The organism is Acinetobacter sp. NIPH 2100 (genome assembly GCF_000369805.1).
Classification (GTDB): domain Bacteria; phylum Pseudomonadota; class Gammaproteobacteria; order Pseudomonadales; family Moraxellaceae; genus Acinetobacter.
Window position 1 is genome coordinate 2,291,469 of the sequence record NZ_KB850224.1, and the last position, 21,285, is coordinate 2,312,753.

Consider the following 21,285-nt stretch of genomic DNA (forward strand, 5'->3'; position numbering starts at 1 on the left):
ATAAATTTGATATAGAGGACGTTCTTCAATGACCAGTTATTTCGGGATTCTTCCGTCAGCAAGTTTGAGTCAGGACATTCAACTTGCACAAGCCAATCGTGACAGTAAAGAGCCACAATACCCTTTACGTGACAAAATTTCTCTACAGCTTACTGATGAGTTAATTGACACCATGTTGGTTCACTTGGTTCAACAATTTCCACCAAGTGACAAACGAGATACCACCGAAGGACTTGCGATTAAAATTCGCAGCATTGTTGAAACTTTAATGAAGCAACTATTGGGCAAGGCTTCAAACGAACAAGTACTTGAATCATTAGCATTCATGGAAAAAAGCCTGTTTATCGATAATGAAGGTAAACAGCGTATTGGTACAGCGTTACCCGACAGCCTAGTAAGCGATATGAAAAAGAGCTTTGCTGAAGTTGCAGCTGGAAATGGTAAAGAACAACGTGATGCTTTGACAAAACAGTTCAAATCATTTGCGGATGCATTGACTCACCACTTTATGACTGAATACAACAAGACCCTTGGTCTAGGTATGGTCAAACGCGGTGTTGCCAGTGTTGCAACCAGTGGTGTTGAAACAGCAGTTCATATCGTCATTAAGAAATTGATTCCAAGCTTGAGCCAAGTTGAACTCGAAGTATTTACTAAGCACTTCGATCAGTTATTGGTACAAAAATAAGTTTTATCTTATGCGAAAGCGACGATTGCAAAATCGTCGCTTTTTTTATGCCAAATTAATCCCTTATAAATGTCACAATTTCTAAATTTGCATTGTCTAAATCAGCGTTTATGTTAGCATTCGCGAAGCGTTGATTTACCTGATTTAGAATCGCATGTCTCCAAGCCCACAATACAAATTTTTACGCCAAGCACCTCGGGATGGCTTAAGCACAGCCAATCACCCTTCTCGTTGGCAACAACTGCACCTTGATCCTTGGCTGTGCCTATTTTTAGTGCTCAATGCCACACTTGGTTTGACTGTTTTATACAGTGCTTCAGCACAAGATGTAGGACTCGTGACCAAACAAGCCATCAGCTTTGGAATTGGTTTTGTGGTGATGTTCAGTTTGGCTCAGATTCCACCCAAAGTTTATCAGGCATTTTCACCCTACTTTTATGTGTTTGGCGTGTTATCACTGCTTGCTGTTGTGGTTTTTGGTGAAGTCCGTATGGGTGCACAGCGTTGGATCGATATTCCAGGCTTTGGTAGTGTGCAGCCCAGTGAGTTTATGAAAATCGGCATGCCGATGATGGTGGCTTGGTTCCTGTCACGCAAAGCATTACCACCAAGCTTCTCTCAAGTCATTCTATCCTTAATGCTGATTGTGGTGCCTTTTCTACTTATTGCAGAACAACCCGACTTAGGCACATCCTTACTGGTACTTGCGAGTGGTATTTTTGTACTTTTCCTGAGTGGCCTTTCTTGGAAATTGATCGCAGGTGCAGCAGGTGTCGCGGGTATTATTATTCCAATTGCATGGGAGTTCTTACTACACGACTATCAACGTCAACGTGTTTTGACTTTATTTAACCCAGAAGCGGATGCGCTAGGAACAGGTTGGAATATTATTCAGTCTAAAACTGCTATTGGTTCTGGTGGTTTTTCAGGTAAAGGCTTTTTAGAGGGAACCCAATCCCATCTACACTTTTTACCCGAAGGTCATACTGACTTTATTATTGCCGCCTACTCAGAAGAATTTGGCTTGATTGGCGTCACCCTGCTGATCTTACTTTATTGTGCAATTATTTTCAGAACATTCCAGATTGGCCTACAAAGCTTCCATAACTATGGTCGTTTGGTTGCAGGTGCCTTTGGTTTGTCATTTTTTGTTTATGTATTTGTAAATGCAGGCATGGTCAGTGGTATTTTACCTGTGGTAGGTGTGCCTTTGCCGTTCATGAGTTATGGTGGAACTGCAATTATTACTCTTATGTCAACTTTTGGACTGGTTATGTCTATTCATACACATCGATAATGAGGAATTTTATAAACTTATGTTTCTTCCTACTTTAAATAAAACTTTTAAATTTTTAACTTTAAGCGCTGGTTTATTCTTGAGCAGCAATTGGGCACAAGCAAATGAATTTTATAACCATCCTAATTACTTTGCGTTTAAACAAAAAGCAATGACGACCTATGGCTTAAGCAGCGAGCAAATTGATGCAGCCATGAGCGGTGCACGCAATTTACCCAATATCTTGAACATCATGACACGTCCTGGTGAAAGCAAGCCTTGGTATCAATATCGCTCGATGTTTTTAGTCGAAGGCACCATTCAACGTGGTGCACGTTTTAAAAGCCAGTATGAAGATGTACTGAATCGCGCTGAGCAGCAATATGGTGTCCCTAAATCCGTGATTCTCGGTATTTTAGGCGTAGAGACTGGCTATGGCGCCAATAAAGGCTCTTTCATTACTAGAGACGCCTTAGCAACGCTTGCATTCGGTTACCCACGTCGTGCTGACTATTTTAGTGACGAATTAGCAGCTTTGATTTCGTGGACGTACAAAGAAGGTTATCCAACCAACAGTATTGTCGGTTCATATGCGGGTGCCATTGGCTACCCTCAATTTATGCCAAGTAATATTCAAAAACTGGGTGTGGACTATGATGGCAATGGTCATATCGATTTAAGAAACTCTGCAGCTGATGCCATTGGTTCAATTGCTAACTATTTAGCTCAACATGGTTGGGAACGTGATCGTCCAATTGGCTTCCCTGCTCGCTACTTGGGGAACAATCCAGATAGTATCATTGCGAAAGATTTGACCCAGCCAGTTCCTTATGGTGAATTGAAAAAATTGGGAGTGGCACCAATTGACCCATTGGTAAAAATTGATGACCTAGATTTAGTCAATGTCATTCAATTACAAGATCAATTTGGTCCAATTTACTATATTACTTATCCAAATTTCCAAGTCATTACGACCTACAACAAAAGCCGCATGTATGCGACAGCTGTATGGTTATTGGGCACAGAAGTGGCTAGCCGATAGGCTAGCTTTTTTTTAAACATTATGAAAAGTCAATAATTTTTTTATTTAAAAAGTACATATATTCAGCAAAATTCATAAATTGTTACAATATTGATTATTTTATAATCAGAAACTGTAAGTTTTTGCCCTTTTTGTAACTATTTATCGTTAAAGACTAGACACACTTCGTAAGCGATGAATATTATCGCCCCAAGTTAAAAGTAATTGCAAAAGTGAATAATTAGACATGTGCACTATATTTCAAGGTTTTTATTGAAATAGAAAAGCATGTTCTCTAGGAGTTTATACAATGCAGTTTTCGCTAAAATATATTCTAGCGCTGACGGCAGGCTTAAGTTTAAGCCCGTTACATGCTGAAATGGTACAGTCTTCATCATTAACCAATGATGTGGAAGGTTCTAATTTGGCTGCCCGCGTACTAAGCAAAGATTCTCAAAATTTTAATTCTCGTTTTTCAAACGTTAATAGTCTTTCAATCACTGAGAGTTCTGGTGACAAAGTACGTCGCCAAACGATCGCTGCTAAGATCGATATCCCAGCAGAAGAGCCTTCAGTGATTGAAAAACTGAATACTGTTGCTTCGAACACCGTTCGTAAATTCAGCCAAAATGGCGTTGCATCGTGGTATGGTCGTCAATTCCATGGTCGCAAAACAGCAAGCGGTGAAACATTCGATATGAATGCTATGACTGCTGCACACCGTAGCCTTCCTTTAAACTGTTATATCCGTGTGACAAACAAAGACAATGGTAAAAGTGTTGTTGTAAAAGTTAATGATCGTGGTCCATTCCATGGTAACCGTGTTCTAGACTTATCTTATGGTGCTGCAAAGCAACTGGGTATGTCTAACTCAGGTACAGGTAATGTGAGCATTGAACGTGTCGATGGTCCTAACTCTTAATCGTTAAGACATCACACTCAAAAAAGTCGTCTAGTGCGGCTTTTTTTATTTTTGTCGGTTCCCATTTTTAATCCTTTACGCCCTATTCTTTTCTTCGGTATATTGAAGCAAGAAAAATGAGTATCGCAAGGAGAGCAATGTGAAATCAATTGATGAATGGTTTGATGAATACAGTGACAGTCACCAGAACCAAACCAATAAAAAAATCCATTGGGTCTGCGTCCCAGCTATCCTTTTTTCAATTATCGGTATTCTGGCTCACTTTAGTACCTTGCTGACTGCATTGCTTCTAGTATTAACCCTTGTCTTTTATGCCCGTTTAGATATTGTTTTAGCTGTGGCGATGGCAGCGTTATTAGCAGTCATGGCGTGGTTAATTGTGATCTTGCCAGTAGGGGTTGGATTTTATATCGGTGTTTTTGTGATTGCGTGGATTGGGCAATTTTATGGGCATAAAGTTGAAGGCAAGAAACCTTCATTCTTTAAAGATTTACAATTCCTCCTTATTGGCCCTGTATGGTGCATGGACGCTTATTTAGCTAAAGTCCTACCTAAATGGAAAATTCGTCAAAAATTGGCGATTACAGGCTAATTTAGCGTATATCATGCAAGTAACTGACCAAGGGGAAATGTTATTGATACATTTTCCCTTGATATTTAAGCCAACCATCGATGTGTTTTCCACGCGGATCATGGTGGGTCCAATGAATGACGCCGCCCTTTTGGCTGTATTCATATTCACCAAAAAACTCAACGGTCTCGCCTTTTTTCAACCCTTCTACTCTTGGCGCCAAATCGATATTGTGCGCAATCAGAACGGTTAAACCATTCTCTAGTTTAAGAATCATTTTCTGATGTCTTGAACCCTCATTGTCATCTGGCAAAATTGCTTTCACAACACCTTGCGCTTGGACTTGCACATTACTTCGCTGCTGCTGATAAGCCTGCATGATTTTATGTTGATCATCAACTGCAACGGCGCGACTCGTATTCGACGCTTGAGAATCACTGCTTGTATTTTGTTTTTGCTTAAAATCAAAACCTAAATACGCAGCAACCAGCAAGACGATAGCAACAATCATCAGATTATTTTTTTGATTTTTCATACTTACCTATGATTTAGTCCAAGATAGCAAAATGCCAATCGAGTTGATTGGCATTTTGATCATACAATGTCTATGTAGCTTAGAACAAACGATTCATACCATTTAAAGCCGCAACACGATACGCTTCAGCCATCGTTGGATAGTTGAATGTGGTTTCAACAAAATACTTCAAGGTATTGTTCGGACTGTGCATCACCACTTGCCCAATATGAATAATCTCTGCTGCATTATTACCAAAGCAGTGAATCCCCAATACTTCTAAAGTATCACGATGGAACAGGATCTTTAATTCACCGACGGTATCACCCGTAATCTGTGCACGAGCCAAATGACGGAAAGATGCTTGTCCCACTTCGTATGGTACTTTTTCTTCCGTTAACTCTTGCTCAGTCTTACCAATCGAAGAAATCTCTGGAATGGTATAAATCCCTGTTGGTACATCACGGATTGGCTTCACATTTTTCTCACCAACCATATTTGCACCCGCGCAACGACCTTGGTCATACGCAGCCGAAGCAAGTGAAGGCCAACCAATCACATCGCCAGCAGCAAAAATATTTTCTGCTTCAGTTTGATATTGATCATTCACCATCAATTGACCACGACCATTCGGTACTAAGCCCACATTTTCCAAACCAAGTCCATCAGTATTCCCTGAACGACCATTACACCACAAGATCGCATCTGCCTTAATCTTCTTACCACTAAGCAAATGTAAAACCACATGATCATCAAAGGTCTCTAAACGATCAATTTGCTCATTGTGACGAATCAATACACCTTGCTCGCGTAAGTGATATGACAAGGCATCGGCAATTTCATCATCAAGATAGCTTAAAAGCTTTTGCTGGGTGTTGATCAAATCAACTTTATGATCCAGACCGATGAAAATAGAAGCATATTCACAACCAATGACACCTGCACCATAAATGATGATTTTCTGGATTGAATAATCAAGGTCAAGAATCTTGTCTGAATCGAACACACGTGGATGATTGAAATCTAAACCTTTGGGTTGATATGGACGACTACCCGTTGCAATCACGATTTGCTTACAAATAATGGTGTCTTTAATACCATCCTGACCGAAAATCAGTACAGTGTTTTTATCTTGGATATATGCGCGACCGTGAAAAACTTCGATCTTATTGCGATCGTAAAAACGTGTATGCGTATCAACTTGCTGTTGAATGACTTTATGCGCATTACGTAGTACCTGTTTCATGGTGAATTGTTTCCACTCACCTACTTTTTGAAACATTGGGTCACGTTGATAACGAATAATACTTGAAACTGTTTGACGTAAAGCTTTACTTGGAATTGTTCCTACGTGCGCGCAGTTACCACCGAGTTGATCACGAACATCAACGATTGCAACACGTTTACCTGCTTTTGCAAGCTTCATTGCCGCGCCTTCGCCAGCTGGGCCAGAACCGAGAATTACTGCATCATATTTAACAATATTCCCACCAACGACCTCTTTCTTACGTGGCATTCAAAGCTCCTTTGTCTCTTAACCGTTTTGCTTTATCTATGATAACCAATATGCAGCCAGATGATGTATTTCACAACTATATATTTTTATATATTTACATTTTCAAAATGAATACCACTTTTCATGCTTTCAAGCGCTAAATTTGACTATAATAACGGGATATCTCAAGTCAAAGGCTGTAGAACTTATATGTCTGAACACCGTAAACCTGAACAGGGTATAAAACTTCGTGGCGCGGAAAAAGTCGCGAGAATTCCTGTAAAAGTTATCCCTACGGTTGAAGTACCTCGCAAACCCGACTGGATTCGAGTCAAGATGACCGCTCCAGAAGAAGTTCAGCGTATCAAAACAACCTTGCGCTCGCAAAAACTACACACCGTATGTGAAGAAGCCGCTTGTCCTAACCTACCTGAATGTTTCGGTGGTGGTACAGCAACCTTTATGATCATGGGCGATATCTGTACACGTCGCTGTCCATTCTGTGACGTCGCACATGGCCGCCCAAATGCATTGGACCCAGACGAACCACGTCACATGGCAGAAACCATTTCAAATCTTGGTTTAAAATACGCCGTCATTACCTCGGTTGACCGTGATGATTTGTTAGATGGTGGTGCGCAACACTTTGTTGATTGTATCAAAGAAGCCCGTGCACTAAGTCCAAAAACATTGTTGGAAATTCTAGTACCCGACTTCCGTGGTCGTATGGATATTGCCTTACGCATCATGACTGAATGTCCACCAGATGTGTTCAACCACAACATTGAAACCGTACCGCGTTTATATAAAGCGATGCGCCCAGGTTCAGACTATCAGCATTCTTTAACTCTGTTAAAAATGTTTAAAGAATACTGCCCAGATGTACCGACTAAATGTGGTTTGATGGTGGGTATCGGTGAAACTGAAGAAGAAGTGATTGCCCTACTCGATGACCTTAGAGCTCATGATGTTGATTACATCACGATTGGTCAGTATTTACAGCCGTCTAAACAACATGCACCAATTGACCGTTTTGTCACGCCAGAAGAATTTGAGCGTTATGCGGAACATGGTCGTAAACTTGGTTTTAGAAATATCTGGTCTGCCCCAATGGTTCGCTCAAGCTACTTTGCTGATCGCCAATACCATGGTGAACCAGTACCAGCTGTACGTCGTAAAGTCGATCCTGCCAAGAAAATTGCCGTTCAAGCGATTGAAGCTTAATATTTGTGTTATGGACGTACTTCGGTACGTCCATTTTTAATTTATGGATTATGGTTTGATAAAAATTTCAGGTGTTGCCCACACACTAGAGCATAACCATTGTTTAGGAATCTCAATTATCGCCTCAACAGGAGCTTCAACATCCCAGTAATGCTCCCACCCGCCACTACTATAGTCATCAATAATAACCAAGCTTTTCCATTTTTCCAGCCAAGCTTCAACTCGGTCAAAATCTTCGGATGAATCCATGTCCATAACAAAAATAGTAATTTTCTTCGTCTGCCCCATATCAAACCTTCCTTCGAATATTCTAGGCTTTAACAACCTTATTACTAAATGAGCATCTAACAACCTTTTCAAGAAAAATGTAAATATGGACTTAAAGAGTTAAAAGGATTTTCTTCATACTCTACAGAAAAATCATCCTCAACTGTTTAAAAAAAACTTCAATAAAAATCATTTGAACCTTCATCAATCTGGCTAGAAAGTGAAAAAAACATTTCCAATGCGTTAATTTATATGTATTGCTTATATAAAAAAGGAGCAAATCAATGCCCCTTTTTTTAATGATGCTAAATGCTTAAGCAATATGTTTTTGCACTACAATCGAACCAACTGAATAGCCAGCACCGAATGAAGAAATCACCGCATACTCACCATCATTCACTTGTTCACCTGTACGATGCATCGCAATAATCACACCAGCAGAAGAAGTATTGGCAAACTCATCAAGAATGATTGGTGCACGTTCCAAATCAGCCTCTTTGCCGACAACCAATTTCAAAATTAGTTCATTCATATTGGCATTGGCTTGGTGTAACCAGAAACGTTTAATTTGTTCAGCGGTTAATTCCAATTTTTCCAATTGAGCGGTAATGATTTTAGCGACTAACGGACATACTTCCTTAAAGACTTTACGACCGTCTTGACGGAATAATTTATCATCCACAACTGCATCTTCACTACGGTTTAAGAAACCGAAGTTATTACGGATATTATTTGAGAACTGAGTAAACAAATGAATGTCTAAGATCTCATAACCAGATTTAGTTTCTGTCTCTTCAATAATCGATGCCGTTGCAACATCACCAAAGATAAAGTGTGCATCACGGGTGCGATAATCTAAATGACCTGAGGTAATCTCAACATTGAGCAATAACACACGACGCGCACCACATTTCACTGCATCGTAAGCTTGCTTCAAACCAAATGTCGCAGCAGAACATGCCACATTCATATCATAGGCATAGCCTTGAATACCCAATGCAGACTGGATTTCAATGGCAACAGCAGGATATGCACGTTGCATATTTGAACATGCCAAAATCACAACATCGATGTCTTCAGCTGTTACACCTGCATTTTCCATCGCTTGTTTTGCAGCAATCACACCCCACTCCGCTTGAAGTGAAAGTTCATCATTGCTGCGTTCTTGCAAACGTGGACGCAAACGTGTCGGATCAAGAATACCTGATTTTTCGACCACATAACGGCGTTGAATACCTGATGCTTTTTCAATGAATTCAGGACTTGAGCCACGAAGAGCTTCAATTTCGCCTGCTTCGATCTGCGCCGCATTATCTTGGTTATACTGTTCTACATAAGCATTTAAACTTTCAACCAACTCTTCATTGGAAATAGATTCAGTTGGATGGAATAAACCTGTACCTGTTATACGGATGCCCATGTAAAACTCCTGTAAAGAATGGTTCTAGCTTTCATATTTCTCAGTTTAACCGATTGCTAATCGATCCCATAGTTTTTGTAATCTAGTTGGTGAAATAGGCAGCTTTGTTTTCATCGGCTGAGAAAACAAAGAAATCCTGAACTCTTCCAACATCAAATACAATTCTTTGATTTTAGGATCATTTTTAAATTTAAATACTTTGTCCATCCATGGATCGACATCATCAATCGCAGCAAGGTCTCGTTGTAGATTATTTGGCAAACGGTCTAAACGCAATAGCAGTGCTTTTAAATAACGCGGGTATTCCTGCCAAATTTCAGCAGGACGGCTATACACAAAGTTTGCCAGTGACATTAAATCGAGTTGATCTTCAATATCATCCACACTTCGACCAAAAATCGTCTGATCCAACATCAATAACTCACGGCGGATCTGCTGCCATTGGGTAAATATTTCAGTTAAATCATTTAATGTCTGTTGACCATTTGCTAAAAACTGCTTTTTCGTTTCATTCAACAGCTGTTGAAACTCATCCGCATTTTTAGGTAATTCTTGAATCGACACCTGCAAAGTTGCATAGACTAGCATTTGTTCCAGTTTCGCTCGATCACCCAGTGGTGAATAGGCCAAAGCCAAAGGCTTGGAAATTTGTTTTTTCAATTGACGGATTAAATCCCCCAACTGCATATGCACCAGGCGAATCACCCCTTCGCGATGTTGCTTAATGGCTTCATCTTGATCATTAAAGGTTTGAATCACCACACCCGATTCATCTTTTGCTTCAAGCTCTGCAAATACTTTTGTTGGTACCAAAGCCTGATATTGCTTGATCACAACACCTGTTACTTTTTGCGATGCTTCAAATACAAAATTTTCAGGGAAGGTCTGGAACTCACCTTGTTGCTGTTTCACTGGACGGTGGGTTTCGACACGACAACGCGCTTTCAACTCATCCAGATCACGCCCTTGCGCGATTAGTTTGCCTTTTTCATCAACGACTTTAATAAACGGGATCAGATACTGATCAATTCGCTCAAAAGAAAAATCTTTTTCCGTAATCTGCTCACCACGTAAAGCAAATGCCAAGTAGCTAAATAAATGTTCGCGCAAATGAACAGCATCAATTCCCTGCATCAGCTTTTTTGCAGTATCGGGAATCGGGACCAGATTGCGACGCTTATCTTTTGGCAAGGCTTTTAATAACGCTTCGATTAAATCCTGACGCCACCCTGGAATCCCCCATGACCACTGTTTTTCATCCACTTGCGGTAAAGCCTGCACAGGAATCTTAACTGTTGCACCATCTTCATCATGACTTGGGTCAAAACGATAGCTAGCAGCAAGTCGCAGTTGTCCATTATGTAAATAATCTGGGAATTGCTGCGTGGTTGGGCGATCATTCATCCACAACGCATCATCTTCTACAAATAAATAACGTGGCTGCTCTGACTCAATGGTTGCACGCCAATCTTCAAAACTACTGCGACTGGCGATTTCTTCAGGCACTTTCGCTGCATAGAACTGATAAATGGTTTCTTCGTCCACCACCAAATCACGACGACGCAGCTTATCTTCGACCCGTTCAACTTCTTCAAGTTTGAGTAAGTTATGCTTTAAAAATGGCGGAGTAATGCCTAAATGACCGGTCGTTAATGCATCACGTAAAAAGATTTCATGTGCCGCAGCTTGGTCTACTTTCTCAAAATTGATTAATCTTTTTGGCTCAATAATCAAACCAAATAAAGAGATTTGAGCATAAGCATTGACGATACCTGCTTTTTTCGACCAATGTGGTTCGAAATAGTGGTACTTCAATAAATCACGCGCAGCCAATAAAATCCATTCAGGATCAATTTTTGCCAAGGTCCGTAAATATACTTGAGAGGTTTCCACCATCTCAAATGCCATGACCCAAGCCGTATTGGTTTTGTGCAAAGTACTTGCAGGAAAAACTTTAGCTTTCTGTTGGCGCACCGCCATAAAAGTATTACGTTCATCGGTCTTATTGGCGATAAATGAAAGTAAGCCCGTGAGTAAGGCACGATGCAGATTTTCATAATTGGCTGATTTTTCATTAAAACTCAGCTTTAAACCTTCTGCCAATTCAACCAATTGCTGATGAGTTTGCTTCCATTCACGCAGACGTAACCAACTTAAAAAGTGCTGACGTGCAAATTGACGACGCTTATTCTCAGTTTGTGTTTCAGGACTGGTTTGCAGCGTATTCCAGAGTTTTAAATAGAATAAAAAGTCGGAGTCCGCTTCTTTAAATAACGCATGCTTTTGATCAGCCTGCATTTGCTTATCGGCAGGACGTTCTCGAGGATCTTGAATGGCTAAGGCACTGACAATAATCAAGGTTTCTTTGAGTACACCAAAATGTGCCCCGCCAACCAACATACGTGCTAAACGCGGATCAATCGGTATACGCGCCATCATTTGACCGACTTTGGTTAAGCGATCTGGGCTTCCCCCTTTGGTAAAGGGGGATTGAGGGGGATTATCTCTAGATGAATCTCCCCCAACCCCTCTTTGAGAAAGAGGGGCTTTTTTATCTGTTAATGCGCCTAACTCTACCAAGAGCTTACGTCCATCATTCACCAAGCGGAAATCAGGCGGCTCAATAAAATCAAAGTCTTCTAAATTACCTAGGCCTAAGCTTTGCATTTGCAAAATAACAGAGGCCAAGTTGGTCCGCTTAATTTCAGGTTCAGTAAATTCAGGACGGCTTAAAAAATCATCTTCGCTATATAGACGAATACACACACCCGCAGCAATACGACCACAACGCCCTTTACGCTGATTGGCTGCAGCCTGAGAAATTGCTTCAATCGGTAAACGCTGTACACGCGAACGATAGTTATAACGTGAAATACGAGCAAAGCCACTATCAATCACATAACGAATGTTTGGAACTGTTAAGGCAGTTTCAGCAACGTTAGTGGCAATAATAATGCGCCGACCTTTACCGCTCGGACTAAAGATTTTTTGTTGTTCTGCGAGCGCCAAACGCGCATATAAAGGCAATACCTCAGTATGGCGAGGACCATATTTTTGCAGTGTTTCCTGTAATTCACGAATCTCTTGTTCAGTACTGGCAAAAATTAAAATATCTGCATATTCAGGATGGCCTTTTGCTTCGGCATCGGCAAAACACTCTTCTACCGCTTGTACCACAGCACGCGGTAAGTTTTCTTCAAAATCATCAAATTCGTCGTCATCACTGCCCACGATACTCAGTTCAGAAATTGGACGATAACGCAGCTCGACAGGAAAACTACGACCTTCTACTTCAAAAATCGGTGCGTCATAGAAATATTGGCTAAAACGATTTACATCTAGCGTCGCCGACGTCACGATCACTTTTAAATCAGGGCGTTTTGGCAAAAGTTGCTTGAGATAACCCATGATAAAATCGATATTGAGTGAGCGTTCATGCGCTTCATCAATAATGATCGTATCGTATTTTGATAAAAAACGGTCATTGGTCAGTTCAGCCAGCAAAATACCATCGGTCATCAAGCGAACGATTGAGTCTTGCGAACCTTGCTCATTAAAACGGATTTTAAAGCCAATCGATTCACCAAGTTTCTCACCGACTTCTTCTGCAATACGTTGCGAGACACTACGCGCAGCCAGACGGCGTGGCTGAGTATGACCAATCATCCCTGTGAGCCCACGACCTGCCAACATGGCAATTTGTGGAAGCTGTGTGGTTTTACCCGAACCTGTTTCACCTGCAACAATGATGACCTGATGCTTTTGAATCGCCTCAATTAAACGGTCTGCATATTGGGTAACAGGTAAATCTTGGTTCAGCTTAATTTTGGGAACACGTGCTAAGCGTTGTTTTACCTTATGATTCGATTGTTCAATGAGTTTTTCGATTTCTGCTGTTTCTGTTTTTTTATCTTTGCGCAGTCGATTTAAACGGTGACGGTCACGTGCCATAACCAATTGATCTACATTTAAATGACTCTGCACTGAACAGCTTTCCTGAAAAATAAAATAATCGGCTATTTTACGCTTTAAGCCCTTGCTATGCAAAGAAACCTTTTCATTCTCTTGGCGACAGAATGCAAAACTTAACTTATTTACCCCATTGCACTTTTTACTCCCCGAACATTTTATACATTCATGTGATGTAGAAAATTTAATCGTATATCTTGGTTTTTTATATATTTTTATCTTTTTTCAATTTTACCCTTGAATTTTGATGGCGTAGACTTCATGTTGTTATGCACGTTAGTTTTCAGATATTTTGTCATTTTTGCTTCATCTGCATGGAGTCAAATAGAAGAAATATCTTTGGGTGAAAGTCGTTTTTGATTGAGTTATTCAATTTTCCGATTTTAGTAATGTAAAAATACTATTTCCCCAATAACTAAAAATTATTTATTCTTGACCTCGTAAACAAGTAAGGCGTTAGCCTCTCAATAAAACCTCAATCATGGAGACAATGATGAGCTTAATTAATACTGAAGTTAAACCATTTAAAGCAACTGCATACCACAACGGTCAATTTGTTGACGTATCTGAAGCAGATCTTAAAGGCAAATGGTCTGTTGTATTCTTCTACCCAGCTGACTTCACTTTCGTATGTCCAACTGAGTTAGGCGACCTTGCTGACAACTATGCTGAATTCCAAAAATTAGGCGTTGAAATCTATGGCGTGTCTACTGACACTCACTTCACGCACAAAGCTTGGCACGACACTTCAGAAGTTATTGGTAAAATCCAATACCCATTGATCGGTGACCCAACTTGGACACTTTCTAAAAACTTCGACGTATTAATCGAAGCTGCTGGTCTTGCTGACCGTGGTACTTTCGTAATCGATCCAGAAGGCAAAATCCAAATCGTTGAAATCAACGCTGGTGGTATTGGCCGTGATGCATCTGAACTTCTTCGTAAAGTTAAAGCTGCTCAATATGTTCACGCTCACCCAGGTGAAGTTTGCCCAGCTAAATGGAAAGAAGGCGAAGCAACTCTTGCTCCATCTATCGACTTAGTTGGTAAAATCTAATTTTTTTAGATTAGACCAATAGGTTTGAAACCACCCTTTTTAGGGTGGTTTTTTTATTGATTATTTTTATCAATCCAAGCCCTATCCCACAGCGAAAATTTATAGCTAATTTTTTACAATTCTTATACTTATAAATTTATAGCAACATTCATTTATGAATTGTCAGCCTGCTCAAGTTGGAGTACTGTCAAATTATGAAACAAAAGAGTTTTTAGATATGTACTAAAAGATCAAACAAAAGTAGGAGTCGTTATATGGAAAAATCTGTTGTTGTAACCTCTTGGAAATACGATGTTTCTTCACGCTATTTAAAAATCTTCTATAGCAATGGCTCAGGTGAGCTCTATCATCCCGTTCCAGAGTTTATTTACAATAATTTGTTACGTACTACTGATAAAACTGCGTTTGTCCACAAATATCTTGAGTTTGATCTGCACTTTAAAAGGCTCTGTATTTCTGCTTAATCATAAAAAAATCAGCCCGCTTGGGCTGATCTGTTTTGTGTCTTTCGATTATTTAAGCTGCTTCATTTTGCTCTATATATTTCTCTCGCATTTTTTCCTTCACATCCTCATGCATATTGATTCTGTTGAGGTCTCCTTTATAGTGCGCTACAACGCGATCATCCATAATTTTTGACCACCAAGATGGAATAAATGCAGGCAAAATCATCGCACCATACCCTGCTGGTAGCTGAGGCGCATCTTCAAAGTGACGTAAGGTTTGAAAGCTTCGGGTCGGATTGGCATGATGATCTGAATGACGTTGTAATTGATACAAGAACAAATTGGTCACGACATTATTATTGTTCCAGCTATGCTCTGGCAAAGTACGCTCATATTGGCCATTTTCTTTCTTTGCACGCTTTAAACCATAATGTTCGATGTAATTTACCGATTCAAACAAGGTAATCGCATAAGCCGCTTGTGTGAGTTGGAACGGTACTGAACGCAGACCAAACTTGCTAAACATCGCGGCATGATATACAGCTGACATTGCCCAACCATGAATTAACTCATTTTCCTTACAGAAAAAAGGCAGTTTTTTACGTTCTAAACGGTTTTTCTCAATTTCGATCGCCGATTTAAAACTGCCAATCACAGTACGCGGTAAAAATTTCCAAAAGCTTTCGCCAAATTGTGACGATGCTGGATCTTCAGGTGTTGCAACGCGACGGTGGTGTCCATACGGGTGTTCAATTCGGAAATGATTATAACCAGATGGTGCTAAAGCCAAATGCGAAAGATAATGCTCTAAACGTCCACTCTTATGGCTCAGTTCATGTGCAGTATTAATCGCAATTCCATTGACCATTCCTACTAAGGTTCCCAATAAGACTTGATCTGCTACTGGTGTGTCTTTACGACTGGCTAAATAAGCCCCATAAATATTGGTTGCATATTGTAATGGAATAAAAAGTTTAACAATTCGAGCGTAATACGGATCAGCTTCTAAATCCGCGATTGCATCTAAGGGTGGGTTTTCGGTGTCTTCACCAATCAATTTATCCAATGTCGGAATAACGCCATGAATAAATAATGGCCCAAATGAAGCAAAGAACTTTTTCGTTTTTTTAGGACCAAATTGATAGCCCGCCAAGCCCCCCATAGCAATGGTTGGTACAGCCAAACCTAAAAGCCATAAATGACGTTTTTTATCCTTAAATTTTGTTGTCGCTTGCTCGACATCCAGTTGAGTATGCATATTCATTAGAAACTCCTCAATCAAACACAAAATGTTTTGCTTGAATTGATTGTGTTCCTTCACCGCCGCTATATATTATCATTTTAAGACTTGCTATTATCATTTTAAGACTTTACTGAGTTTTTATTGTGCAGAAGCAACAGATCCCGGTTATTCCATCACGTTATTATTTACGACTGATTGAAATATTGATGGGTACCCATCAATACGATAATGAGTTATTGATGGCAGTGCAGCAAGAGCTGGCAAAAACAGAATTATTGTCGATTCAACAGATTGAACAATTCATTGAAATTGGTTTAAGTCTACCCAACACCCAAGATCTGGCCTTTGAACTGGGTAAAAATATCAAGCTCAGCTCGCATAGCTTGGTGGGCTATGCGCTCATGACCAGTCCTAATTTGGAACATGCACTTAGGCTGATTGCACAATATTTTAGACTGATTATGCCGAGTTTTAAGCTGAGTATTCAGTTTCCGCCCCATCAACATAAGGTTGAACTCTTATTTGAACCAATTTTACAGATGAATAAGCAGTGTTTGGCCTTTCATATTGAAGCAATTGCGGTGGCGTTTTACTACAGCCTTTTAGAGTTGGCAGGTCAGCAATTACAACGCTACCAAGTATATTTGAGTGTTCCAGAGCCAAGTTATCAAGAACGTTACTTAGCTTTAGTGAAAGCCAATTTTCACTTTAACTATACTTGGCTTTCAGGTATCCGTGTGGTGATTGATCAGCAACAATTGGCACTACCCTTGCCTTTGGCAGATGCACATAGTTTAAAAATAGTCGAGCAACGCTGTCAGGAACAAATCCAGAAGATTTATCATCAAGGTGAAATTGTTGAATGGGTCAGCATGATGTTACGACAAGCCAATCAGGTTCCTACCCTCATGGAATGTGCCAAAGTATTAAACATTTCGACTAAAACTTTGCAGCGTTATTTACAGCAACAAGGCGTTGAATTTCAAGCTTTAAAACAGCAAATCAGTACAGAGCGTGCCATTGATTTATTAGAAAATTCTAGCTTTACCATTACCCATATTGCCTATGAATTGGGTTATTCTAATCCTGCTAATTTTACCCGTGCTTTTAATAAGGTCATTGGTTGTAGCCCTCAAGCGTATCGATTACAACATCAAGGCAAAACCGATTCACTTCAACACCACCATACATAAACCCGCACCGATCGGCAGGATGGTGCTCATATAATCTTCATCATCCTTAATCAGTTCAAGAAATGTCTTTACTTCTGCCGCGTGAGAAATGACATTATCAACAATTAAAGTGCTGCCTGAAGATTGCAATAAACGCTTTAAGTCTTCCCAATACCCCGCATAACTACCACGCTCGGCATCAAGTAAAATTAAGTCGAAAGGCTCAATCCCATCAGCCAAATAATCAGCCGCATCCCCGACCCAAAAATCAATCCAAGATTCCAAGCCAAACTCTTCCGCATATTTTTTTGCTTGAGCACTACGAAATGCATTGATTTCTAGTGTCTGTACCTTGCCTCCCATCACTTTCGCAGCTTCCGCCAGCCAAAGTGTGGAATAACCAGTAGAAGTACCAATTTCTAAAATTCGTTTTGATCGTTGAGTCCGAACCAACATCGCAAGTAACTTGGCAGACTCAGCTTCAATATTTCGGTACCGTCTTAAACGATCAGACTGTCGAGCATCATGTTGTTTAAACTCATCATATAAATCAGAGATACGTTGTAAAAATACAGTGCTGGTCATGTCTGATCCCTCAAATGCTTCAATCAAAAGCGCATTAAATTTAAGTCGTTTGTACCAGTTTAAAGCGCGGTAAAATTTGACCATCGTCAAGCTGAACGGTTTCGGTAAACATCGTCAATGGGCGTACCCACATCGAATAATCACCATATAAGCATTGATAGACGACCAACTCTTCTTCGGTTTCGCTATGTCGTGCAACATTAAATACTTGATATAGCTGACCTTTGTAATGCTGATAGATGCCACGTTGTAACGCCATGTTACTTACCCTTTATTTATGCCACGAAATGATTGCAGTTATATAACAACTTTGATTGTACTCAAATTTTTATGAAACTATCTGCACATATAACGGCCAACACACTTAAAATTCAAAAAACCGATCAAACCAATAAAAACATACTGTTTTACCTATTTAGTACTTTTGCGTACTATAACTTCATTGAATGAATTTAGCCGATTTGCACGTCTTAGAATTTGGAGTCATACATGTTAGATCAAAATATTAAAACTCAATTAAAAGCTTACTTAGAACGTTTAGAAAGTCCAATCGAGTTGGTTGCTGCTTTAGATGACTCGGACAAAGCTGCAAAAATCAAAGAACTCGTAACGGAAATTGCTGAACTTTCTGACCAAGTTACGGCGCGTTTTGACGGTTCAAACGCTCGCCGTCCTAGTTTTGGTGTGGCCAAAGCAGGTGAACAACCGCGTGTGTTCTTTGCTGGCTTACCAATGGGACATGAGTTTACCTCTTTGATCTTGGCATTATTACAAGTATCGGGTTATGCACCAAAAGTCTCTGATGAAGTCTTAACCCAGATCAAAGGCTTAAACTTAAGCGCAAACTTTGATGTGTTTGTCTCGCTCAGCTGCCATAACTGTCCTGATGTGGTGCAAGCGCTTAACTTGATTGCGATTAACAACCCAAATACCACTGCGACCATGATTGATGGTGCTTTCTTCCAAGACGAAGTTGAAGAACGTAAAATCTTGGCGGTACCAATGGTGTTCCAAGACAATCAACATATCGGTCAAGGTCGTATGACTTTGGAGGAAATCGTTGCCAAGTTAGATAGCAACTCGGCTGAGAAAGATGCAGCGGCAATCAATGCCAAAGATGCATTTGATGTGTTGGTGATTGGTGGTGGTCCTGCTGGTGGTACCGCAGCGATCTACGCGGCACGTAAAGGCATCAAAACGGGGATCGTGGCTGAACGCTTTGGCGGTCAGGTGATGGATACCATGGATATTGAAAACTTTACCACGGTTCAAAAAACGGTAGGTCCTCAGTTTGCCCAAGACATGGAAGCACATGTACGTGAATACGGTGTCGATATCATGAACTTGCAACGTGTCAGCAAGATCACAGGTGCAGATCAAACCGCCAATGGTCTGGTTGAAGTGGAACTGGAAAATGGTGCTAAGCTTGAATCAAAAACCATCATTCTTTCAACAGGTGCACGTTGGAGAGAAATGAATGTTCCGGGTGAAGCAGAATACCGTACCCGTGGTGTTGCGTACTGCCCACACTGTGATGGTCCATTATTTAAAGGTAAACGTGTTGCGGTGATTGGTGGTGGTAACTCAGGTGTAGAAGCAGCGATTGACCTTGCAGGGATTGTAGAGCATGTGACTTTAGTTGAGTTTGATACCAAACTACGTGCTGACCAAGTATTGCAAGACAAACTAAACAGCTTACCGAACACTACGGTGATCTTGAATGCACTCAGTACTGAAGTGGTCGGTGATGGTGCCCAAGTGACGGCATTGAAATATAAAGATCGTGCCACTGATGTTGAACACAGTGTTGAACTTGCAGGGATCTTTGTGCAAATTGGTTTATTGCCAAACACAGATTTCTTGAAGAACAGTGCAGTTGAACTGAGTAATCGTGGTGAGATCGTGATCAATGATCGTAACGAGACCAATGTCAAAGGTGTATTTGCTGCAGGTGACTGTACTACCGTACCCTACAAGCAAATCATCATTGCCACAGGTGAAGGTGCCAAAGCCTCACTGTCTGCCTTTGATTATATGATCCGTTCTGGCGTATAAGCTGATCTCAAACATGTGCACGCACTTACATTTTCCGATGTAAGTGCGTGTTTTTACAAGTTATCAACAAATTTTCAACTTTATTATTCATCAAGTTTATGTTTATATTTTCGGTATCCATATCCTATTGGATGCCACAAAGAAAAGGAAATAGACAATGAATAAATTACTTGTTGCATTAGGTCTTGCTGCTACTGTTGCGCTTGTAGGCTGTAATAAAGATAAAGCGCCTGAAACAGGTGCAACCACGGGTGAACATTTAGAACACGCTGCTAGCCAAGCTGGTGCTGATGTTCAAAATGCTGCTGATTCTGCTGCTAATAATGTTGCAACTGCTGTAGATACAGCGGGTGATCAAATTGATGCTGCTGCTGATCACACTGCGACTGCAACTGCTGAAGCTGCTGCAAAAACTGAAGCTGCTGCACGTGATGCAACCGCTAAAGTTGCTGGTGCTGTAGAATCAACTGCTGCTGATGTGAAAGAAAAAGCTCAACAATAATTGAGTTGAAATAAAAAAGCCTCTGTAAACAGAGGCTTTTTTATATGTCTTATTTAACTTAATAGACCTTCATCACGCATTGCAATTTGCACTGACTGACGTTCAGCGACTTTATTACGCAATGCAATAATGTTGATGTATGGCGTCAAGTCATGTTCGATATGATTTGACCAATTGGTAAGAACAAATAAATACGCATCCGCAGGACCAAAGTTGTCATCGACTAGATAATCACAATCTGATTCAGCTAAGTAGTTGTCGATATATTTAAGCAAACGATCAACTTCTGCATAGGCTTTGGTTTTTTCATCATCAGTGAGTTTGCCGCCAAAGAATACCGAATAAGCATCATGCAGCTCTGAATTCAAATATCCTAACCATTCCAGCACTTTGGCACGTCCCATCCCTGACGGTGGAATCAAATCCTGCTTAGGATCATGCTGTGCCAAAAACGGTAAAATCGCCACATTCTCAGTTAAAATCAAACCTGGATTAATTTCCAATGCAGGCACATAGCCCTTTGGATTAATCTCGTAATAATCTGCACCTTTAGAGGTTTTATGTGTTTTTAGATCAACTCGTTCTAAATCAAAATCGACGTTTATTTCATTTAAAATAATATGGGCTGCCAATGAGCATGCGCCAGGTGAATAATACAACTTCATAATTGATCCTTGTTATCTAACAACTTATGCCCTAGAACATTCCTACGAAACTCGAGAACAGAAATAACTAAAATTTATAATAGCTTTCATGCTAAGAACATCTACACCACTACTATTAATGAATTTTTTTCTGCCTTGCAAGTTATATTCCGTGACGATTGATTAATTTATGAAAAAACAAACTAAACAACGT

General features: G+C 40.2%; 20 protein-coding genes. 11 read left to right on the forward strand and 9 right to left on the reverse strand.

Annotated elements, in window-relative coordinates; genetic code table 11:
* Positions 1-28 precede the first annotated feature (28 nt).
* From F887_RS07225 to F887_RS07205, 5 genes are all read left to right on the forward strand, one after another.
* Entirely contained in the window at positions 29-688 is a 660-nt protein-coding gene (locus tag F887_RS07225; RefSeq protein WP_005294923.1) for a hypothetical protein, read from the forward strand.
* Between the two features lie 154 nt (positions 689-842).
* Positions 843-1,985 (forward strand): rod shape-determining protein RodA, encoded by a 1,143-nt coding sequence (gene rodA / locus F887_RS07220; RefSeq protein ID WP_005153833.1) that lies wholly within the window; start codon positions 843-845, stop codon positions 1,983-1,985.
* Positions 1,986-2,004: 19 nt separating this feature from the next.
* Complete coding sequence (gene mltB, locus F887_RS07215; protein WP_005294928.1) at positions 2,005-3,006, forward strand: lytic murein transglycosylase B; 1,002 nt, start codon at positions 2,005-2,007, stop codon at positions 3,004-3,006.
* 289 nt (positions 3,007-3,295) lie between these two features.
* Positions 3,296-3,907 carry a septal ring lytic transglycosylase RlpA family protein gene (locus F887_RS07210; RefSeq protein ID WP_005187649.1) on the forward strand — a complete coding sequence of 204 codons (612 nt, stop codon included), beginning with the start codon at positions 3,296-3,298 and terminating at the stop codon, positions 3,905-3,907.
* 139 nt (positions 3,908-4,046) lie between these two features.
* Complete coding sequence (locus tag F887_RS07205; protein WP_005294930.1) at positions 4,047-4,499, forward strand: Mpo1 family 2-hydroxy fatty acid dioxygenase; 453 nt, start codon at positions 4,047-4,049, stop codon at positions 4,497-4,499.
* A gap of 40 nt (positions 4,500-4,539) precedes the next feature.
* Here the strand turns inward: F887_RS07205 and F887_RS07200 are convergent, their stop codons facing one another.
* Both F887_RS07200 and sthA read right to left on the reverse strand, forming a co-directional pair.
* Positions 4,540-5,013 (reverse strand): DUF3465 domain-containing protein, encoded by a 474-nt coding sequence (locus F887_RS07200; RefSeq protein ID WP_005294932.1) that lies wholly within the window; start codon positions 5,011-5,013, stop codon positions 4,540-4,542.
* A 79-nt stretch (positions 5,014-5,092) separates the two neighbouring features.
* On the reverse strand, positions 5,093-6,508 hold the full coding sequence (gene sthA / locus F887_RS07195; RefSeq protein ID WP_005294934.1) for a Si-specific NAD(P)(+) transhydrogenase: 1,416 nt from the start codon (positions 6,506-6,508) through the stop codon (positions 5,093-5,095).
* A gap of 189 nt (positions 6,509-6,697) precedes the next feature.
* Here sthA and lipA point away from each other — a divergent pair, with 189 nt between their 5' ends.
* On the forward strand, positions 6,698-7,711 hold the full coding sequence (gene lipA, locus F887_RS07190) for a lipoyl synthase (RefSeq protein ID WP_016539771.1): 1,014 nt from the start codon (positions 6,698-6,700) through the stop codon (positions 7,709-7,711).
* A gap of 48 nt (positions 7,712-7,759) precedes the next feature.
* Here the strand turns inward: lipA and F887_RS07185 are convergent, their stop codons facing one another.
* From F887_RS07185 to hrpA, 3 genes are all read right to left on the reverse strand, one after another.
* Positions 7,760-7,999 carry a hypothetical protein gene (locus F887_RS07185; protein ID WP_005294938.1) on the reverse strand — a complete coding sequence of 80 codons (240 nt, stop codon included), beginning with the start codon at positions 7,997-7,999 and terminating at the stop codon, positions 7,760-7,762.
* 292 nt (positions 8,000-8,291) lie between these two features.
* Complete coding sequence (locus tag F887_RS07180) at positions 8,292-9,398, reverse strand: beta-ketoacyl-ACP synthase III (RefSeq protein ID WP_005294940.1); 1,107 nt, start codon at positions 9,396-9,398, stop codon at positions 8,292-8,294.
* 45 nt (positions 9,399-9,443) lie between these two features.
* Positions 9,444-13,382 carry an ATP-dependent RNA helicase HrpA gene (gene hrpA, locus F887_RS07175; RefSeq protein ID WP_005294942.1) on the reverse strand — a complete coding sequence of 1,313 codons (3,939 nt, stop codon included), beginning with the start codon at positions 13,380-13,382 and terminating at the stop codon, positions 9,444-9,446.
* Between the two features lie 478 nt (positions 13,383-13,860).
* Between hrpA and ahpC the strand changes: the two genes are divergently transcribed.
* Both ahpC and F887_RS07165 read left to right on the forward strand, forming a co-directional pair.
* Complete coding sequence (ahpC, locus tag F887_RS07170) at positions 13,861-14,424, forward strand: alkyl hydroperoxide reductase subunit C (RefSeq protein WP_004654049.1); 564 nt, start codon at positions 13,861-13,863, stop codon at positions 14,422-14,424.
* A gap of 254 nt (positions 14,425-14,678) precedes the next feature.
* A complete protein-coding gene (locus F887_RS07165; protein WP_005294945.1) occupies positions 14,679-14,888 on the forward strand; it encodes a KTSC domain-containing protein in 210 nt (69 codons plus the stop codon).
* A 52-nt stretch (positions 14,889-14,940) separates the two neighbouring features.
* Here F887_RS07165 and F887_RS07160 read toward each other — a convergent pair whose 3' ends face one another.
* Positions 14,941-16,134 carry an alkane 1-monooxygenase gene (locus tag F887_RS07160; RefSeq protein ID WP_005294948.1) on the reverse strand — a complete coding sequence of 398 codons (1,194 nt, stop codon included), beginning with the start codon at positions 16,132-16,134 and terminating at the stop codon, positions 14,941-14,943.
* A 122-nt stretch (positions 16,135-16,256) separates the two neighbouring features.
* Between F887_RS07160 and F887_RS07155 the strand changes: the two genes are divergently transcribed.
* Positions 16,257-17,306 carry a helix-turn-helix domain-containing protein gene (locus F887_RS07155; protein ID WP_005294950.1) on the forward strand — a complete coding sequence of 350 codons (1,050 nt, stop codon included), beginning with the start codon at positions 16,257-16,259 and terminating at the stop codon, positions 17,304-17,306.
* On the opposite strand, the gene F887_RS07150 is transcribed toward F887_RS07155, so the two are convergent.
* Complete coding sequence (locus tag F887_RS07150; protein ID WP_005294953.1) at positions 17,283-17,870, reverse strand: O-methyltransferase; 588 nt, start codon at positions 17,868-17,870, stop codon at positions 17,283-17,285. The genes F887_RS07155 and F887_RS07150 overlap by 24 nt on opposite strands.
* A 40-nt stretch (positions 17,871-17,910) precedes the next feature.
* The gene (locus tag F887_RS07145; RefSeq protein WP_005294955.1) at positions 17,911-18,129 is read right to left on the reverse strand and encodes a DUF1653 domain-containing protein; all 219 of its coding nucleotides are present in this window, start codon (positions 18,127-18,129) and stop codon (positions 17,911-17,913) included.
* Positions 18,130-18,359: 230 nt separating this feature from the next.
* Between F887_RS07145 and ahpF the strand changes: the two genes are divergently transcribed.
* Together ahpF and F887_RS07135 are read left to right on the forward strand one after the other, a co-directional pair.
* Entirely contained in the window at positions 18,360-19,925 is a 1,566-nt protein-coding gene (ahpF, locus tag F887_RS07140) for an alkyl hydroperoxide reductase subunit F (protein WP_005294957.1), read from the forward strand.
* 157 nt (positions 19,926-20,082) lie between these two features.
* Positions 20,083-20,427, forward strand: coding sequence for a hypothetical protein (locus F887_RS07135; protein WP_005294959.1), 345 nt, complete (start codon positions 20,083-20,085; stop codon positions 20,425-20,427).
* A gap of 53 nt (positions 20,428-20,480) precedes the next feature.
* Here F887_RS07135 and F887_RS07130 read toward each other — a convergent pair whose 3' ends face one another.
* Positions 20,481-21,092, reverse strand: a complete 612-nt coding sequence (locus tag F887_RS07130) for a glutathione binding-like protein (RefSeq protein ID WP_005294962.1) — start codon at positions 21,090-21,092, stop codon at positions 20,481-20,483.
* Positions 21,093-21,285 lie beyond the last annotated feature (193 nt).

Bases quoted from the DNA above. Each gene is read 5' to 3' on its own strand.
- F887_RS07200 (WP_005294932.1), bottom strand. From the start codon at position 5,013: ATGAAAAATCAAAAAAATAATCTGATGATTGTTGCTATCGTCTTGCTG.
- F887_RS07180 (WP_005294940.1), bottom strand. From the start codon at position 9,398: ATGGGCATCCGTATAACAGGTACAGGTTTATTCCATCCAACTGAATCT.
- mltB (WP_005294928.1), top strand. From the start codon at position 2,005: ATGTTTCTTCCTACTTTAAATAAAACTTTTAAATTTTTAACTTTAAGC.
- lipA (WP_016539771.1), top strand. From the start codon at position 6,698: ATGTCTGAACACCGTAAACCTGAACAGGGTATAAAACTTCGTGGCGCG.
- F887_RS07160 (WP_005294948.1), bottom strand. From the start codon at position 16,134: ATGAATATGCATACTCAACTGGATGTCGAGCAAGCGACAACAAAATTT.
- ahpC (WP_004654049.1), top strand. From the start codon at position 13,861: ATGAGCTTAATTAATACTGAAGTTAAACCATTTAAAGCAACTGCATAC.
- F887_RS07210 (WP_005187649.1), top strand. From the start codon at position 3,296: ATGCAGTTTTCGCTAAAATATATTCTAGCGCTGACGGCAGGCTTAAGT.
- sthA (WP_005294934.1), bottom strand. From the start codon at position 6,508: ATGCCACGTAAGAAAGAGGTCGTTGGTGGGAATATTGTTAAATATGAT.
- F887_RS07150 (WP_005294953.1), bottom strand. From the start codon at position 17,870: ATGACCAGCACTGTATTTTTACAACGTATCTCTGATTTATATGATGAG.
- F887_RS07130 (WP_005294962.1), bottom strand. From the start codon at position 21,092: ATGAAGTTGTATTATTCACCTGGCGCATGCTCATTGGCAGCCCATATT.
- rodA (WP_005153833.1), top strand. From the start codon at position 843: ATGTCTCCAAGCCCACAATACAAATTTTTACGCCAAGCACCTCGGGAT.
- F887_RS07225 (WP_005294923.1), top strand. From the start codon at position 29: ATGACCAGTTATTTCGGGATTCTTCCGTCAGCAAGTTTGAGTCAGGAC.
- F887_RS07165 (WP_005294945.1), top strand. From the start codon at position 14,679: ATGGAAAAATCTGTTGTTGTAACCTCTTGGAAATACGATGTTTCTTCA.
- F887_RS07185 (WP_005294938.1), bottom strand. From the start codon at position 7,999: ATGGGGCAGACGAAGAAAATTACTATTTTTGTTATGGACATGGATTCA.
- F887_RS07135 (WP_005294959.1), top strand. From the start codon at position 20,083: ATGAATAAATTACTTGTTGCATTAGGTCTTGCTGCTACTGTTGCGCTT.
- ahpF (WP_005294957.1), top strand. From the start codon at position 18,360: ATGTTAGATCAAAATATTAAAACTCAATTAAAAGCTTACTTAGAACGT.
- F887_RS07145 (WP_005294955.1), bottom strand. From the start codon at position 18,129: ATGGCGTTACAACGTGGCATCTATCAGCATTACAAAGGTCAGCTATAT.